Origin of the sequence: Rothia nasimurium (assembly GCF_004569295.1) — a bacterium.
GTDB classification, from domain to species: domain Bacteria; phylum Actinomycetota; class Actinomycetes; order Actinomycetales; family Micrococcaceae; genus Rothia; species Rothia nasimurium_B.
This window is the reverse complement of sequence record NZ_SPQC01000005.1, coordinates 51173-66820: the sequence shown is the minus strand read 5'-3', so window position 1 is coordinate 66820 and position 15648 is coordinate 51173. Positions and strand designations below refer to the sequence as shown.

Here is a 15648-nt window from a genome sequence, read left to right as displayed (position 1 = left end):
GCTTTTTCTTTGCGTGGCTTCTAGGCGGGCACTAGGGCCGGGCAGGAGCGGGCGGGTGCTAGAGAATCAGGCTGGCCAGCCACCAGCCCACAAAACCTGCGGTCACAAAGCCCAGCAGTATCAGGACTAGGATCAGGGCCAGGGCTGCCGGGGATAGCGGCGGACGCCAGCGCTCAGCAGGGGTACGCCGCTGCGCGTCGGTCCACTGGGCAGGGTTGGTGGGGCGCACCGAGGCTGCTTGCGGGGCGGACGCGGGTGTGGCGTCCGCGCGCTCGCTACGGTAGGCGGCAGCCCGCTGCCGGTTATATCCGGCTGAGATAGGGGGCTGCTCGACCACCGCTGGGTCCTGGTCAGCTTCATGCTCAGAGAGCTGGGCATCGAGGACGGCCTGGGTTTCGGTCTTGGGCCCAACCCTGGGGAAGTCGGTGGGGGCATAGACCTCAACGGGGGCATCCGCGGCAGAGCGAACAGCCTGCTCATGCTCGCTGAGCGGGCCAGAAGAACCTGCATCGAGTAGGTCATCGGCGGCCCCAAAGCCGGTGATAGCGGTCTGCCCGTGGCGTACCCGCCCCGACTGTTCGGCGATGTCGGCAACATCCTCCCAGAGGGTAGCAGTGGGTTGGTCTGCCTGATCTAGGCGGTAGCCCTTTTCCTGCTCGCTGGCGCGGGCCTCAATATCGCGCAGGGCCCGGTAGAGTTCGGTGGCGTCCTGGGGACGGTCGCGGGGATTGCGGCGGGTGCACCAGCTCACCACACCCGCGATGTCAGAGGAGATGCCCTCAGCCAGGTGGGTGAGCGAGGGAATGTCGGTGTTCATGTTGTGGTAGAGCACCTGCTGGTCGTTATCGGCCCCGGCAAAAGGCATACGGCCGGTGAGTATACGGTACATCATCACGCCCAGGGCAAAAATATCGGCAGGAGGACCGACCGGCGAGGCAACGTCGAGGATCTCGGGAGCCACAAAGGAGGGGGTGCCCATGAGCTGGCCGGTGGCGCTCTGGTCGGCCCTGCGTGTCAGGCCAAAGTCGGAGAGCTTAACGCCCTCTGTATCGGCTTCTAAGAGAATGTTAGCGGGCTTGATATCGCGGTGAATCAGGTGGTGGGCATGTACCTCAGACAGGCCCTCAACCGCAGGAATCATGACATCGAGCATCTCGCCCACCGACAGCACCGGGCGCAGCTGCATGAGCTGGGCCAGGGTACAGCCGTGCACGTATTCCAGCACCAGGAACATGACCTGCTGGCCGTGCACCAGCTTGGTGCCCTCGTCGATGACGCCCACCACGTTCTCGTGTTGAATCTTCTTGAGCGCCGAGCCCTCCCTAAAAAACTTCTGTTGCTGGGCGGGGTCGGTAGAGAGATGGGGGAGCAGGACCTTGAGAGCCACCGGGTTATCTGACCACAGGTCAACCGCATGGTACACCTCGGCCATGCCACCGCGCGCAATTAGGTGGCCCACCTCAAAATGGCCTTTGAATATCACCCCGGTCAGCCAGGGGGCAGCAGAGAAGTCATCAGTCATCCTCACCATTGTACGGGCGGCCCCTGGGAAGAGGCCGAAAACCAGCCTTGGGAGCTACCGGGCGGGCTTGCCTACCGATTCCCCGGTTTCTGGGGCACAATGGATAGGTGACTGATGAAAAAACTACACCCGAAGTAATTGCTCTGGTTGGCGACTGGCTGACCATCCCCGATATCGCAGAAGCCCTTGACCTCAAGGTCACCCGCGTCCATAACCTGCTGGCTGACGGAACCCTGCTGGCCGTGCGCGACCCCGAAACCGGCGTCCGTAAGGTCCCCGCCCTCTTCATGCGTGAAGACCGCGTGCTTGAGCCCCTCAAGGGCACCCTGAGCGTGCTGGCCGATGCCGGCTTCACTGCAGAAGAAGCTATCGTCTGGCTCTACACTGCTGACGAGACCTTGCCCGGCCGTCCTATCGACGCCCTGATTGAAGGTCGCAAGACCGAAATCCGCCGCCGCGCCTCGGCCCTGGCCTGGTAAGGCTTTTAAAGATTTAGATAGAGAACAGCAGGCTCACACTCCGGTGTGAGCCTGCTGCGTTTAATCAGTTCTACAGTGGTGTGCTAGAAGGAGCGGTGCAGGGCCTTGGCGGCAATGGCCCGCAGGGCCTGCTGCACGGATGCTTCGAGGTCGAGGGACTCAAGGGCAGCTAGGGCCTCGTCCCCCTTGGCCTGAATCATCTCTTCGACGGCCTGGAGGGCACCGGAGTCTCGCATGAGGTCTTGGAGCTCTTGGATGGTTTCTGCCCCCGGGGTGGGGGAGCCCAGGGATTCTTCGAGGAAAGCCCGCTGGCCGGCATTACTCTTCATGGCGGTAAAGGCCGTGAGGACGGTGCGCTTGCCCTCGCGCAAGTCATCGCCGGCAGGCTTGCCGGTGGTTTCGGGCTCGCCGAAGACCCCCAGTACGTCATCGCGTAGCTGGAAACCCTCGCCCAGGGGCAGGGCAAAAGCCCGGTAGCCTGCAACCAGTTCAGAGTCCTGGCCGTGAGCCAGGCCCAGCCCCAGGGCCCCGCCCAGGGCAATGGGGTGTTCACAGGAGTATTTAGCGGCCTTGTAGCGAATCACATTCTTGGCCCGTTCAAGGACAACTTCTGGCTCTTCTTCGGGCACGACTTCGCCCACAATATCGAGGTACTGGCCGGCCATGACCTCGGTGCGCATCAGGTTAAAGATAAAGCGGGCCTCGCTGGCGGCGGTGAGCTCAGGAATGGACGAGAACACCATTTCTGACCACGACAGGCACAGATCTCCAGCCAAAATTGCGCTTGATACACCGAAGGATGAGGGGCTGGTCTTATAGCCTAGCTCCCGGTGCATGGTCTCAAACCGGCGGTGCACGCTGGGGGCACCCCGTCGGGTGTCGGAGGCGTCGATGATGTCATCGTGGATGAGGGCAGCGGTCTGGAAAAGTTCGATCGCTACACCCGCCCGAACGATGGACTCGGTCGCTCCCGCTCCACCTGCCCCGCGGTAGCCCCAGTAGGCTAGCAGCGCCCGAAGACGTTTACCGCCGGTGGAAAGGGCGCGGACGGACTCCAACAGGGGCAGGGTCTCAACCGAGACGGTTGCCATAAGTTCCTGCTGGGTATCAAAAAAGCGGCCCATTTCGGCTTCGAGAGCCTCAAGGTAGGCTGCGGACTCGTCGGGGCCGGTAGCGGGGGCTGGCTGGGGGGTCATGACGTCCTTGGGTCTGGGGATAGCTCTGCACACCAGTCTAGTAGATAGGGGCCTGCACCTGGTCAAAACTTACCTGACTGGCTAGGATAGATTAGAACATAGTTTCGATAGATGAGGTGGGGTGCATGGGCCAGCTGGCTGCTAGGGGTGGGCATGCGGACGCACCTGCCCGCATCATTATGCACCTCGATATGGACGCCTTCTTCGTCAACGTCGAACTTCTTACACAGCCCCAGCTGCGCGGGCGTCCGCTCATCGTTGCCCGCAACTCGCCGCGCTCAGTCGTCCTCTCCGCCTCCTACGAAGCCCGCCGCTACGGGGTGCGCTCAGCCATGCCCCTGGCCCGCGCTCGCCAGCTCTGCCCAGCTGCCCTGCTGCTGGAGCCGTCCGCCCACTATCGCAGCTACTCGGCCCAGGTCATGACTATCTTGGGAGCCATCACCGACCGCCTAGAGCAGGTCAGCGTTGATGAAGCTTTTCTGGATCTGACCGGGGCCGTCCGTGCCCAGGGGAGCCCCATCGATATCGCCCAGCAGGCCCGGGACCGCATTAAAACCGAGCTGGGCCTACCGAGTTCCGTAGGGATTTCATCGAGTAAATTCGTTGCCAAGATGGCCTCGGCCGGATCCAAACCCAACGGCCTCTGGGTGGTCCCGCCCCACCGGGTGCAGGAGTTCCTGGACCCCCTGCCGGTGGGCAAGCTCTGGGGCGTCGGAGCTAAAAGTGCCACCCACCTTGAGGGGCTGGGTATTCATACCGTCGCCCAGCTGCGGGAATACGACCTGCCCTGGCTCCAGGGCCGCTGCGGGCAAGCGGCAGGCCTGCACCTCTATGAGCTAGCCCGCGGTATAGACCGCCGCGAGGTCACCCCCGAGCGTATCGAAAAATCAATCGGGGCCGAACATACCTTCACTGCCGACCAGACCGATGCCGAAGCGATTGCCGCCGAGCTCTACTCCCTCTGCCTGACCGTAGCCCGCAGACTGCGGGCCGCCGGGCGGCAAACCCGAACCCTCAGCCTCAAAATCCGCTACTCGGACTTCGAAACCCTCACCCGCTCCTGCCCCCTACCCCTTGCAACCGTATCTGGCCGCGTTATGTTTGATGCCGTCATCGCCCACCTCAAACAGCTCGAGGTCTTACAGGCGGACGGCTCCTCCCACCGGCCAATACGCCTGCTCGGCGTGCGCGCAGAAAAACTTGAAGGGCGGGACGCCGGTGTGCAGATGCAACTCTTCACCCCAGGCTCACCCGGAGCGGCTAAACAAGCTGCCTTGCCGACCCAGGATTCCTTTGCCGAAGAATGGGAAGAGGCGGAAAACGCCATGGACACCATCAATGCCCGCTTCGGTGCCAAGGGCCTCCTACCCGCTAGCCTGCTCACCCCTGGCGGCCGAAAAGAGCGATGAAATGAGAGGTCATTTTCAGGGAGCGTCTAGGCTGCACCCAAGAGCTACCGGTAAGATGAGTAGACAACCTAACGCGCGCTCGCGTACGGGCTGCTCGCCCCACCTGCGCGTTCAGGCTCACCGCACAAGCTAAGGAGACACCATGGCGCTTTCAGAACGGGAACAGGAACTTCTTGCCCAGCTCGAAAAGCAGCTCAACGAAGACCCCGCCTTCGCGTCAACCATGACCGGCCCTCAGCCCCTGGTGGCTCCCGCTGTTACCTTATCTCCCCGTAACCTGGTCATTGGTGCCCTTGCTGCCGTTGTTGGCCTGGGCGTTATTATTGCCGGGGTATCCACCAAGATTATTCTTCTGGGCGTTCTTGGCTTCGTGCTAGCAGCTGCCGGAGTCTACTTTGCCACCACCGCCCCCAAGGGCGCGAAAGCTACCGGTGGTGGAGCGTCCGCCCGCCCAGCCCCCTCAAAAGCTAAGGGCAATTCCCGCTTCATGCAGAACCTCGAAAATAAGTGGGACGAACGCCAAGGTGGCTCCCGTTTCTAGCCCCCTTCCCACCCCTATAAATTAACCGCCCGGTTTGTGCCGGGCGGTTTTTTTGTATGCCTCCAAAGTTATATACGGAGCGGCGGGCTGGCCTCGGTGAAAGGGTTCGAGCTGAGTCCTCTGTGGCAGAATCGGTTGCAACCGTCACATTCCGTGTGAAAACACTCAAAAACCCGGTAAAAATTCCGTATTTGGTACATTCGGTGGGGCATAGTGGAGTAAAGTGGAGGAGATAGAACAACACTGGTGTAGTTTCCCTCTTGCTGGGGGAAGCACAGACGACAGGTAGAGGCGGTGGTGCCATGTTCCTTGGAACCCACACCCCGCGTCTGGACGCCAAGGGGCGCCTGATTCTTCCCGCGAAATTTCGCGAGCAACTAGAAGCAGGTCTAGTGCTTACCCGCGGGCAGGAGCGCTGCCTCTACGTCTTTACCATGACCGAGTTTGAGCGCATCCACGAACAGTTGCGCACAGCTCCGCTGTCGTCAAAGCAGGCGCGAGACTACATCCGAGTTTTTCTATCGGGCGCCTCCGACGAGGTACCCGATAAGCAGGGGCGAATCACCATACCTCAAAACCTCAGAGACTACGCTGGGCTAGAAAAAGACCTCACGGTCATCGGCGCAGGCTCACGAGCAGAAATATGGAGCACCGAAGCCTGGGAGGCCTACCTGAAGGAACAGGAAGAAGCCTTCTCCGGCACCGACGATGAGATCCTGCCAGGGCTCATGCTCTAACCCCAAAAGACAGCGGACCACAAAACCACCAACGCGAGGAGCACCCCTTGACTCAGGTAGAGAACCTCTCACCCGGCAAGGATGCCAAAGACAGGCACGTGCCGGTCATGCTTGACCGCTGCCTCGACCTCCTCGCGTCCGCAATTTCCCGCCCCGGCGCCGTCGTCATCGACGGAACCCTGGGCATGGGCGGCCATTCTGAAGCCATGCTTGAGCGCTTCGAAGACCTCACCCTCATCGGTATCGACCGGGACCTCATAGCCCACAAACTCGCCGGTGAGCGCCTGGCCCGCTTCGGGGACCGCTTCATCCCCGTACATGCCGTGTACGACGAGATCCCCCGCGCTATGGCAGAAGCCGGCGTCACCCAGGTCGACGGCGTGCTCTTTGACCTGGGCGTGTCCTCCATGCAGCTCGATGAACGCGAACGCGGCTTCGCCTACTCCTACGACGCCCCGCTCGATATGCGCATGGACAACACCGAGGAACTCACCGCCGCTATCGTGGTCAACACCTACGAAGAAGCAGAGCTGCGCCGCATCATCCGCCAGTGGGGTGAAGAAAAATTCGCAGCCCGCATTGCCTCCCGTATCGTAGCGGCCCGCACCGAGCGTCCTTTTGAAACGACCGGCCAGCTGGTCAAAGTAATTCAGCAGGCCGTACCCGTAGCCGCCCAGCGCAAGGGCGGGCACCCCGCCAAGCGCACCTTCCAGGCCCTGCGCATCGAGGTCAACCACGAACTCGATGCCCTAGAGCGTGCCATACCGGCAGCAATCGACGCCCTCAACCTGGGCGGACGCTGCGTGGCCATGAGCTACCACAGCCTCGAAGACAAAATCGTCAAACGAGCCTTCACCGCCCGGGCCACCTCCAGCGCCCCCAAGGGTTTTCCCGTTGAGCTCGAAGAACACAAACCCGAACTCAAAATCATCACCCGCGGTGCTGAACCCCCCACCGAGCAGGAGATTGAAGAGAATTCGCGGGCGGCGTCCGCAAAACTGAGGGCAGCAGAAAAAATCAAGACACCAAAGGCAACACGATGAGCGCGGAACCCCGTTTCCCTACCTCAACCGACGAGGGCGGGCAGCTGAACAAGCCCCGCCTGTCTGTGGTGCGCGATGAACCCCAAGAAGCAGCCCCCGCCCGCCGTCCACTCTCACGCTCCCGGGCCCTGCGCGCTACCTCCAACCGCTGGCGCGTCTTCGTGGCCCTGGGCGCCATGCTCGTCGCCCTGCTCACCGTGCTGGTGCTGAGCATCGTCATGGCCTCCCGCCAGTACGACCTGGTTGAGCTACGTGCTCAAGAGCAGGCCCTAATCCAGCAGAATGAGGCCCTGGCCCAGGAAATCGAATTCCACCAGGCCCCCCAGGATCTGGCTATCCGCGCAAGCCAGCTAGGGCTGGTAGCTGCCTCTAGCCAGGCCACCCTTGACCTGCAAACCGGTGAAATCACCGGCACCCCCCTGGCCGCTGTTGAAGGCGAAGCAGCAACAAAGAACCTGATTGCACCCCCTGCCCTGGCCGATACCCAGGCCTACGAAGAGGCCAGCGCCCGGGCCGAGGAACAGCGCAAGAAGGAAGAATCCGAAGCCAAGGCCTCAGCAGAAGCATCAGCCAGCGCTGCCGCTTCAGCGAGCGCCCAGGCCTCAGCTCCTGCCAGCGCCTCAACCGCGGCCCAGACCTCAGCCCAGCCGTCCGCTGCGGCGAGCACAGGCGGTCAATAGCAAGCGCGTGATACGGTGCCTGCCCTGGTGGCGGGCACCTGTTCGCCTTATGGGCTAGCGGGCCTACCGCGCGGCGCGCGGGCCACAGTAAAGAGTGAACCACAGCGGAAGAGAAATAGGGGACGATGAGCGGCACTGAGCAGAACGAACCCGTACAGGGCATCAAACGCACCGTTGGGCGGCGAGGCTTTATCGCGGGTACCCTGGGTATCGGTGGTCTGGGCGTCGTGGGCCTGCGTCTTGCCTGGGTGCAGGGTCTTGACCCGAACGGTCTAGCCGACGCTGCTAAGGCCCAGCGTACCCGTAAGCAGACCATCCCGGCCCTGCGCGGGGAGATTCTCGATATCAACGGCAACGTGCTGGCGCGCAGTGTGCAGCGGTACAACATCACCGTTGATCAGTCTGCCGTGGCGAATTTTAAACGCTACACCGAGGAAAGCCGTGACCCGGTTGAGGTGACCCCCACCGAGCTGGTGTATGAGCTGGCCGACATTCTTGAAATGAGCGACGCCGATGTGAAGGCGGCGCTCGATGGCGACCTCAAATACAAGATCGTGAAGGAGAACGTCACTCCTGCGATCTATAACAAGGTAGATGCCCTGGGCGCTCCCTATATCTACGGGGAGATTCTGTCTGACCGTAAGTACCCCAACGGCCAGGTGGGTGGCTCGGTGGTGGGCCGCTTTAGCGTTATTGAAGAAGCCGTGGACGGTACCAGCGGCGAGACCCGCCAGGTGAACAACTCGGTGGGTATCGAACGTACCATGGGGGAGCACCTAGCCGGTATTGACGGTGAACGTATCTACGAAATTTCAGCCGATGGCGTCCGCATCCCTATTGGGGACGAGCAGAATATCCCTGCCCAGGACGGTAAGAGCGTGCGTCTGACCATTAACCAGGACGTGCAGTACTTTGCCCAGCAGGTGGTCAAGGCCCGTGCTGAGGAGTTGAAGGCTGAGTGGGGTACGGCCATTGTGATGGACGTGCGTGACGGCTCAATTCTGGCCCTGGCAGATTCTTCGACGATGGACCCCGGTGCTGAGCGTTTTGAGCTGGCCGATATGAACCCCCGCGCTATTACCCAGGTCTTTGAGCCTGGCTCTACCGAGAAGATTTTGACCACCGCGGCCGTCTTTGAAGAGGGTATTGCTGAACCTGAGACCGTTTACGATGTGCCTGCTGAGCTCGAAATTGACCAGCAGACCATCACCGATGCTTTCGTGCACCCCGCCCAGAAGCGCACTGTTGCCGGTATTATTGCTGACTCGATGAACACCGGTACCGTCATGATGGGCAGCAAGCTCACCAAGGAGCAGCGCTACAACTGGCTTAAGAAGTTTGGCATGGGGGAGTTCACCGGTATTGAGCTGACCGGTGAGTCCCAGGGCTTGGTCAGTGACTGGCGGGACTGGGATATCCGCCAGCAGTATACGGTTCTCTTTGGCCAGGGCGTTGCCCAGTCGGCCTTGCAGACCTCAATGATTTTCCAGGCTGTGGCGAATAAGGGGGTTATGCTCAAGCCCCGAATCGTTGATGCTGTGATTGATGCGGACGGCACCGAGGAAGTCCGCGAGGGCGATGAAGGTACCCGCATGGTGAGTGAGGAAACAGCTCGTAAGACTTTGCAGGTGATGGAAGCTGTGGTCTACCAGGGTGGCGCTAAGGGGGCCCAGATTAACGGTTACCGGGTTGCTGGTAAGACCGGTACCGCAGAAAACGTGGGTGAAGGTTCTAGCACCTATGACGGCTGGACTACCTCTTTTGTGGGGGTTGCTCCTACCGAGAACCCTCGCTTCCTGGTCTCGGTAACCATGCACCGTCCGCAGACCACGGCATCGGCTGTTGGCCTGGCCAACACTACGGCCCAGTTCGCGGAGATTATGGAGAAAACCCTGCACATCTACAATGTGCCGCGCTCCACTACCGAGCCGCAAGAGACCCCTAAGTTCGCTGAGGGCCACGACGAAAACGGCTAAAGTAGACCCTATTAGCACTCGCGCCGCACAGCGCACCTTGACATAGACCGCCCATTGGAGGGAAAGCCCGTGACAGAAAACCGAGCACTTGATGGCAGCGCCCAGACCTTGCGCCCCCGTCAGGTTACCGAGCGCACCTGCGCTGAGGTTGCCGACTGGCTGGCCGAGGTTGGGTTAGCGGCCCAGCTGGTGCAGGCGTCCGCCCGCCCTATCACCGGTATTACCATGGACTCCCGCGAAGTGCAGCCCGGTGACCTCTATGTTGCCCTGGGCGGAGCAAAGGCCCACGGTGCCTCCTTCCTTCCTGCAGCAATCGAGCTGGGGGCATCCGCCCTGCTGACCGACGAAGCGGGCCTTGAGATTGTGCGCGAGCTGGGCCTTCCCGAGGGCCTGGGCATGGTTACTACCGACCAGGTGCGAGCTGCTGTTGGCCCGCTCTCTGCCCGTATCTATGCCTCCCAGCCCAGTAGTGGGGGAGCGCCCCGTCTCTTTGCGGTGACCGGCACCAACGGCAAGACCACCACTACCTACATGACCAACTCGATCATGCAGGCCCTGGGCCACACTACCGGCCTGATTGGTACCATCGAGATTCTTGCCGGTGGCCAGGCTATTCCCTCTAAGCTCACCACTCCCGAGTCCCCCCATGTGCACTCCCTCATTGCCCTGATGCGTGAGCAGGGTATTACCAGTGCAGCGATGGAGGTGTCATCCCACGCCCTGGACTACCGCCGCGTCGATGGCATCCGCTACGACATTGCGGGCTTTACCAACCTCACCCAGGACCACCTAGACCTGCACGGCACCATGGAGAGCTATTTTGACTCCAAGGCCGAGCTCTTCACCCCGGCCCGTACCCGCCGCGCCGTCATTACCGCCGACGACCGCTGGGGCCTTGCCATGGCAGAGCGCGCGGTTCAGGCCCTGGGAGCCCGCGCCGTGGTGCGCCTCTATACCAACTTCGGTGCCGGCTACGAGCCGGGGGCGGACGCTCTCACCTCCCTTGCTGCCCAGGACTGGGCTCTGGTGCAGGTAGAGCGCTCCTCCGGTATCGGCCACTCCTTTACCCTGCGCCGTGGCGACGGTTTTGAACTGCCCAGCGCCACCTTACTCCCGGCAGATTTCAACGTCTCGAACGCTGCCTTAGCTGCCGTAATGGTCTTTGAGAGCGCCCGCGACGGGCTAGAGCGCGACCGCATCACTGAAGTGCTAGCCCGCACCGAGACCCTGACCCCCGTTGTCCCCGGCCGCATGCAGCTGATTTCCACCGAACCCACTGCCCTGGTGGACTTCGCCCACAATCCCGATGCCCTCAAACGTGCCCTTGAGGCAATTGAGCCTGCTGATGCGGACGGCAAGGTCATTATCGTTTTTGGTGCAACCGGTGAACGCGACCAGACCAAGCGCCCTCTTATGGGCGAAATCGCGGCTACCTACGCCGATATCGTGGTGGTCACCGACGATGATCCCCACGGCGAAGACCCTGCCCCCATCCGCGAGGCTGTTGAGGCCGGTGCTCTCGCGGCTCTTGAAGCCGGTGCCCGCGTCCACCGGGTGCTTAACATTGTGCCCCGTGCCGCTGCCATTGATGAAGCTATCGCCCTGGCCGGCCCCAAGGACTCGATTCTGGTCGCTGGCCGCGGCCACGAGGTAGCCCAGGACGTTGCCGGTACCGATATTGACCTTGACGACCGGGTAGAGACCGCCCGCGCCCTTCAGGCTGCCGGTTTTAGTGTGCTCCCGGCCTACCAGAACCACCAGAAGTAACCTAAAGGTAAACCTATGATTGAACTTTCAGCGCTTGAGATTGAAGAAGCTGTAGCGGGTACCCTGCTGGGCCTAGACTCCACCGGTGCTTCTGCCCTGACCTGCACTTCTGCTACCGCTGACTCCCGTGAGGTCGGCCCCGGCTGCCTCTTTATCGCTAAGCCCGGTGAGGTAACGGACGGCCATAACTTCCTACCCGCCGCCTTCGAGCAGGGGGCCTCTCTATCTCTTGTTGAACGTGAGGTTCAGGACGCCGCCGGTAAGCTCTACCCCTCAATTCTGGTAGACGACGTTGTGCTGGCTATGGGCCGTCTGGCCGCCTACATCGTGGCCCGTCTGCGTGAGCGCGGCGACGTGATGGTCGTGGGCATTACCGGTTCTGCGGGTAAGACCACCACCAAGGATCTGCTGGCCGCCATCTTCGGTGCAGAGGGCAAGACCGTAGCTCCCATCGGCTCCTTCAACGGTGAAGTCGGCGTACCGCTGACCGTTTTCCGGGCCGAAGAAGACACCAAGTATCTGGTCATTGAGATGGGCGCTGACCGAGTAGGTAACATCAAGTACCTGACAGACATGATTTCCCCGGACTACGGGGTTGTGCTCAAAGTGGGCACCGCCCACGCCGGTGAGTTTGGTGGCGTCGATAATATCGAAGCGACCAAGGGCGAGATGGCCGAGGGCGTCCGCCTGGGCCTGGGCCTGAACATCGATGACTACCGGGTGAGGCGCATGCTGAACCGGGCGTCCACCCCCGTCACCTACTTCGGCGTTGAAGGACGCGAAGCGGAACTAACCCACACCGCTAACCCCGGCGTGGCAGAAAACCGCATCACCGCGTCCAAGCTCACCACCACCGATGAAGGCAAACCCGTTTTCACCCTGACCTTCCCCGACGGGCAGGCCTACGAAATTAGCTCCCAGCTCATCGGTGAACACCACGTCTACAACCTTCTGGCGGCAGCCACCGTTGCCTACCAGGTAGGAATCGCCCCCGACCGCATTGCCCAGCAGCTCAACACCGCTGGGGCAGCCTCCAAGTGGCGTATGCAGCGTACCGACCGGGCCGACGGCGTGACCGTCATTAACGATGCCTACAACGCCAACCCCGAGTCCATGACCGCTGCCCTGCAGACCCTGGCCCAGCTGGGCCGTCAACCCTCCACCAACCGCACCTGGGCCGTGCTCGGTGCCATGCTAGAACTGGGCGACCAGACCCTGACCGAACACGACCGCATAGGCCAGCTGGCAGTACGCCTCAACATTTCTAAGCTCATTGCCGTAGGCGACATCGCCAAGCCCATCTACAACACCGCCCACCTGGAAGGCTCCTGGGGCAGTGAGGCAACCTGGGTTGCCAGCACCGAGGAAGCCTTCGAACTCCTGCGCGGCGCCCTAGAACCGGGCGATATCGTCCTCTTCAAGTCCTCAAACGGGGCTGGCCTGGGCCTTCTCGGCCAAAAAGTTGCTGACTATGAGGGCAACCTCACTCACAATGAAGGTGATAGTGGGCAATCACAGCCCTGGTTAAGCGCCGGTGACTTTGTTCAGGCACTAAACTCAGACAGTGGCGCCCAGCCCGATGCTGCCGCCAAGACCACAGATAACTCATAACCGGGAAGGCACAGACACCACATGATTTCCATCCTGTTGGCTGCCGCTTTCGGCCTGATCATCTCGATTGCCGGAACCCCGCTCTACACCAAATGGTTGGTGAAGCAGCAGTTCGGCCAGTTCATCCGCGAAGACGGCCCCACCTCACACCAGACCAAGCGGGGCACCCCCACCATGGGCGGCGTCATGATGATGGCAGCAACCGTCCTCGGCTTCTTCCTGGCACTGGGTCTCTCAGCCCTGCTCACCGGCACCACCCTGGCCCCGTCGGCCTCGGTGCTGCTGGCAATGTTCCTTATGCTGGGCATGGCGGGCGTTGGCTTCATCGATGACTTCCAGAAGATTTGGAAGAAGCAGAGTGAGGGCCTGACCCCCAAGGGCAAGATTATGCTCCAGGGGCTGATTGGTACCCTCTTTGCCGTGGGCGCCCTGCTGATTAAGGACGAACGCGGCTGGTCACCTGCCTCCTTCAATCTCTCTTTCACCCGCGATATCTCCTGGCTCGACCTGGCCTTTGCCGGGCCCGTGGTGGGTATCATCCTCTTCATCATCTGGGCCAACCTGATTGCTACCGCTACGACAAACGCTGTGAACCTCACCGATGGCCTGGACGGCCTGGCAACCGGTGCCGCCATCATGGTCTTCAGCGGCTACCTGCTAATTTCTATGTGGCAGCAGCAGCACCTATGCGCCCCCGTCTCCCTCGATAACGTCTGCTACGAGGTACCTGATTCAGGGCAAATGGCTATGCTGGCTGCCTCCCTGATTGGTGCCCTGACCGGCTTCCTCTGGTGGAACACCTCACCGGCCACCATCTTCATGGGCGATACCGGCTCCCTGGGCCTGGGCGGTGCGCTAGCTGCTTTCGCTATCATCACCCGCACCCAGATGTTGCTCCCCATCATCGCTGGCCTCTTCGTCATAATTGCCATCTCCGTCATCCTGCAGGTGGGCTACTTCAAGATGAGTGGCGGTAAGCGCATCTTCCGTATGGCACCCCTGCAGCACCACTTTGAGCTCAAGGGCTGGACCGAAGTCAACGTTGTCATCCGCTTCTGGATTCTGGCTGACCTGTTCGTGGCAGTGGCCCTGGGCATCTTCTACGGTGACTGGCTGCTGAGCAATGGAGGTGTCTTCTAATGAAGGCAAGTAACGCAAACCCCGTCTACGGCTACGAGCGCCTGGAAGCGCTGACCAGCTGGGAATCCGACTGGGCCGGCCTGCGCGTGGTCGTAGCGGGCCTGGGCATCTCTGGATTCTCATCCGCTGACACCCTCATCGAGCTGGGTGCCCGCGTAGTTGTGGTGGACGGTAACGATAACGAGGTCACCCGCGGCAAGGCAGATACCCTCAAGATTTTGGGCGCAGCCGGTTCGGTGCTGGGCACCGGAGCCATGGACGCCCTGCCCCTAGTCGAGGGCCAGCCCGCTGACCTAGTGGTCACCTCACCCGGGCTTGCCCCCACCATCGGCATTCTGGCCGATGCGGTAGCCCAGAAGATCCAGATCTGGGGCGATGTAGAGCTAGCCTGGCGCTTGCGCCAGCGCGAAGGACGCAAGGTCGCCCCCTGGCTGGCCATTACCGGCACCAACGGCAAGACCACCACCGTAGGCATGACCGAATCTATCCTGCAGACCGCAGGCTACAAGGCCATTGCCGTGGGTAACGTCGGCACCCCCATCCTGGATGCCCTGCGCGACCCCGTCGACTACGACTTCTTCGCCGTGGAGCTCTCCAGCTTCCAGCTGCACTGGACCTACTCCATTTCGCCCTTAGCCTCTGTCGTGCTCAACGTGGCAGAAGACCACGTCGACTGGCACGCTGGCTACGAGAACTACCTGGCCGATAAAGCCCGTATCTACGAGAACACTCAGGTAGCCTGCATCTTCAACGCCAACTACCCCGAGATCGTACAGATGGTCGAAGAGGCGGACGTCGTCGAGGGCGCTCGCGCCATCGGTTTCTGGGCCGATACTCCAGGTCTTTCCATGCTGGGTGTGATTGACGGCCTGCTCATTGACCGGGCCTTCCTCGGTGACCGCCGCAACCAGGCCCTGGAAGTGGCCGAAGTTGCAGATACCGGCCAGCTGCCGACCAAGCACACCGTAGAAAACGCCCTGGTTGCCGCTGCCCTGACCCGGGCAGCCGGTATTGAACCTGAACAGGTCAAGGCAGGCTTGCAGAACTACGAGCCCGGTGCCCACCGCATCCAGCTGGTGGCCAACACCCACGGGGTGCTCTGGGTCAACGACTCTAAGGCCACCAACCCCCACGCAGCGAATGCTTCGCTGGCCTCGTTCAACCCCGTGATTTGGGTAGCCGGTGGCCTCTCGAAGGGCGTGACCTACGACGAGCTGGTTGCTGAACACAAGGACCGCCTCAAGGCCGTGGTCATGATCGGCACCGACACCGCAGCCCTGGTATCAGCGCTGGCTGAGCAGGCCCCAGATGTGCCGGTCTACAAGATCAGCGAGAGCTCCCTGCTGGCCGATGCCAGCGACGGACGAGCCGTCATGAAACTGGCGGTCGCCAAGGCCCACGAGATTTCGGAACAGAACGACACCGTACTCATGGCCCCTGCCGCAGCCTCAATGGACCAGTTCACCTCCTACGCTGAACGCGGCAACGCCTTCATCGACGCGGTAGCCGACCTGGTCAATCAGATTAATTCCTAAAACCTACCGATG

13 protein-coding genes are annotated in these 15648 nt (G+C 61.5%); 11 read left to right on the top strand and 2 right to left on the bottom strand.

The window, feature by feature from the left end; genetic code table 11:
• Nucleotides 1-58: 58 nt before the first annotated feature.
• The gene (locus tag E4U03_RS02375) at nucleotides 59-1522 is read right to left on the bottom strand and encodes a serine/threonine protein kinase (RefSeq protein WP_167752233.1); all 1464 of its coding nucleotides are present in this window, start codon (nucleotides 1520-1522) and stop codon (nucleotides 59-61) included.
• A gap of 107 nt (nucleotides 1523-1629) precedes the next feature.
• On the opposite strand from E4U03_RS02375, the gene E4U03_RS02370 reads away from it, so the two are divergent.
• A complete protein-coding gene (locus E4U03_RS02370; RefSeq protein WP_135011384.1) occupies nucleotides 1630-2001 on the top strand; it encodes an Rv2175c family DNA-binding protein in 372 nt (123 codons plus the stop codon).
• 83 nt (nucleotides 2002-2084) lie between these two features.
• Here E4U03_RS02370 and E4U03_RS02365 read toward each other — a convergent pair whose 3' ends face one another.
• Nucleotides 2085-3197, bottom strand: coding sequence for a polyprenyl synthetase family protein (locus E4U03_RS02365; protein ID WP_135011383.1), 1113 nt, complete (start codon nucleotides 3195-3197; stop codon nucleotides 2085-2087).
• A gap of 125 nt (nucleotides 3198-3322) precedes the next feature.
• Here E4U03_RS02365 and dinB point away from each other — a divergent pair, with 125 nt between their 5' ends.
• The 10 genes from dinB to murD all read left to right on the top strand — a co-directional run bounded on the left by dinB (nucleotide 3323) and on the right by murD (nucleotide 15636).
• A complete protein-coding gene (gene dinB / locus E4U03_RS02360; RefSeq protein WP_135011382.1) occupies nucleotides 3323-4606 on the top strand; it encodes a DNA polymerase IV in 1284 nt (427 codons plus the stop codon).
• Between the two features lie 142 nt (nucleotides 4607-4748).
• Nucleotides 4749-5147, top strand: a complete 399-nt coding sequence (locus tag E4U03_RS02355) for a DUF3040 domain-containing protein (protein ID WP_135011381.1) — start codon at nucleotides 4749-4751, stop codon at nucleotides 5145-5147.
• 302 nt (nucleotides 5148-5449) lie between these two features.
• A complete protein-coding gene (mraZ, locus tag E4U03_RS02350; protein ID WP_135011380.1) occupies nucleotides 5450-5884 on the top strand; it encodes a division/cell wall cluster transcriptional repressor MraZ in 435 nt (144 codons plus the stop codon).
• A 47-nt stretch (nucleotides 5885-5931) separates the two neighbouring features.
• Nucleotides 5932-6927, top strand: coding sequence for a 16S rRNA (cytosine(1402)-N(4))-methyltransferase RsmH (gene rsmH, locus E4U03_RS02345; RefSeq protein ID WP_167752232.1), 996 nt, complete (start codon nucleotides 5932-5934; stop codon nucleotides 6925-6927).
• Nucleotides 6924-7607 carry a hypothetical protein gene (locus E4U03_RS02340; protein ID WP_135011379.1) on the top strand — a complete coding sequence of 228 codons (684 nt, stop codon included), beginning with the start codon at nucleotides 6924-6926 and terminating at the stop codon, nucleotides 7605-7607. The genes rsmH and E4U03_RS02340 overlap by 4 nt, the downstream gene beginning before the upstream one ends.
• Nucleotides 7608-7732: 125 nt before the next feature.
• Complete coding sequence (locus tag E4U03_RS02335) at nucleotides 7733-9583, top strand: peptidoglycan D,D-transpeptidase FtsI family protein (RefSeq protein ID WP_135011378.1); 1851 nt, start codon at nucleotides 7733-7735, stop codon at nucleotides 9581-9583.
• A 69-nt stretch (nucleotides 9584-9652) separates the two neighbouring features.
• Nucleotides 9653-11350 (top strand): Mur ligase family protein, encoded by a 1698-nt coding sequence (locus E4U03_RS02330; protein WP_245207641.1) that lies wholly within the window; start codon nucleotides 9653-9655, stop codon nucleotides 11348-11350.
• 15 nt (nucleotides 11351-11365) lie between these two features.
• Complete coding sequence (locus E4U03_RS02325) at nucleotides 11366-12961, top strand: UDP-N-acetylmuramoyl-tripeptide--D-alanyl-D-alanine ligase (RefSeq protein ID WP_135011376.1); 1596 nt, start codon at nucleotides 11366-11368, stop codon at nucleotides 12959-12961.
• A 21-nt stretch (nucleotides 12962-12982) separates the two neighbouring features.
• A complete protein-coding gene (gene mraY / locus E4U03_RS02320) occupies nucleotides 12983-14101 on the top strand; it encodes a phospho-N-acetylmuramoyl-pentapeptide-transferase (RefSeq protein ID WP_135011375.1) in 1119 nt (372 codons plus the stop codon).
• Entirely contained in the window at nucleotides 14101-15636 is a 1536-nt protein-coding gene (murD, locus tag E4U03_RS02315) for a UDP-N-acetylmuramoyl-L-alanine--D-glutamate ligase (protein ID WP_135011374.1), read from the top strand. Before mraY ends, murD begins: the two co-directional genes overlap by 1 nt.
• Nucleotides 15637-15648 lie beyond the last annotated feature (12 nt).

Bases quoted from the DNA above. Each gene is read 5' to 3' on its own strand.
- E4U03_RS02355 (WP_135011381.1), top strand. From the start codon at position 4,749: ATGGCGCTTTCAGAACGGGAACAGGAACTTCTTGCCCAGCTCGAAAAG.
- E4U03_RS02335 (WP_135011378.1), top strand. From the start codon at position 7,733: ATGAGCGGCACTGAGCAGAACGAACCCGTACAGGGCATCAAACGCACC.
- dinB (WP_135011382.1), top strand. From the start codon at position 3,323: ATGGGCCAGCTGGCTGCTAGGGGTGGGCATGCGGACGCACCTGCCCGC.
- murD (WP_135011374.1), top strand. From the start codon at position 14,101: ATGAAGGCAAGTAACGCAAACCCCGTCTACGGCTACGAGCGCCTGGAA.
- mraZ (WP_135011380.1), top strand. From the start codon at position 5,450: ATGTTCCTTGGAACCCACACCCCGCGTCTGGACGCCAAGGGGCGCCTG.
- E4U03_RS02325 (WP_135011376.1), top strand. From the start codon at position 11,366: ATGATTGAACTTTCAGCGCTTGAGATTGAAGAAGCTGTAGCGGGTACC.
- E4U03_RS02375 (WP_167752233.1), bottom strand. From the start codon at position 1,522: ATGACTGATGACTTCTCTGCTGCCCCCTGGCTGACCGGGGTGATATTC.
- mraY (WP_135011375.1), top strand. From the start codon at position 12,983: ATGATTTCCATCCTGTTGGCTGCCGCTTTCGGCCTGATCATCTCGATT.
- E4U03_RS02365 (WP_135011383.1), bottom strand. From the start codon at position 3,197: ATGACCCCCCAGCCAGCCCCCGCTACCGGCCCCGACGAGTCCGCAGCC.
- E4U03_RS02340 (WP_135011379.1), top strand. From the start codon at position 6,924: ATGAGCGCGGAACCCCGTTTCCCTACCTCAACCGACGAGGGCGGGCAG.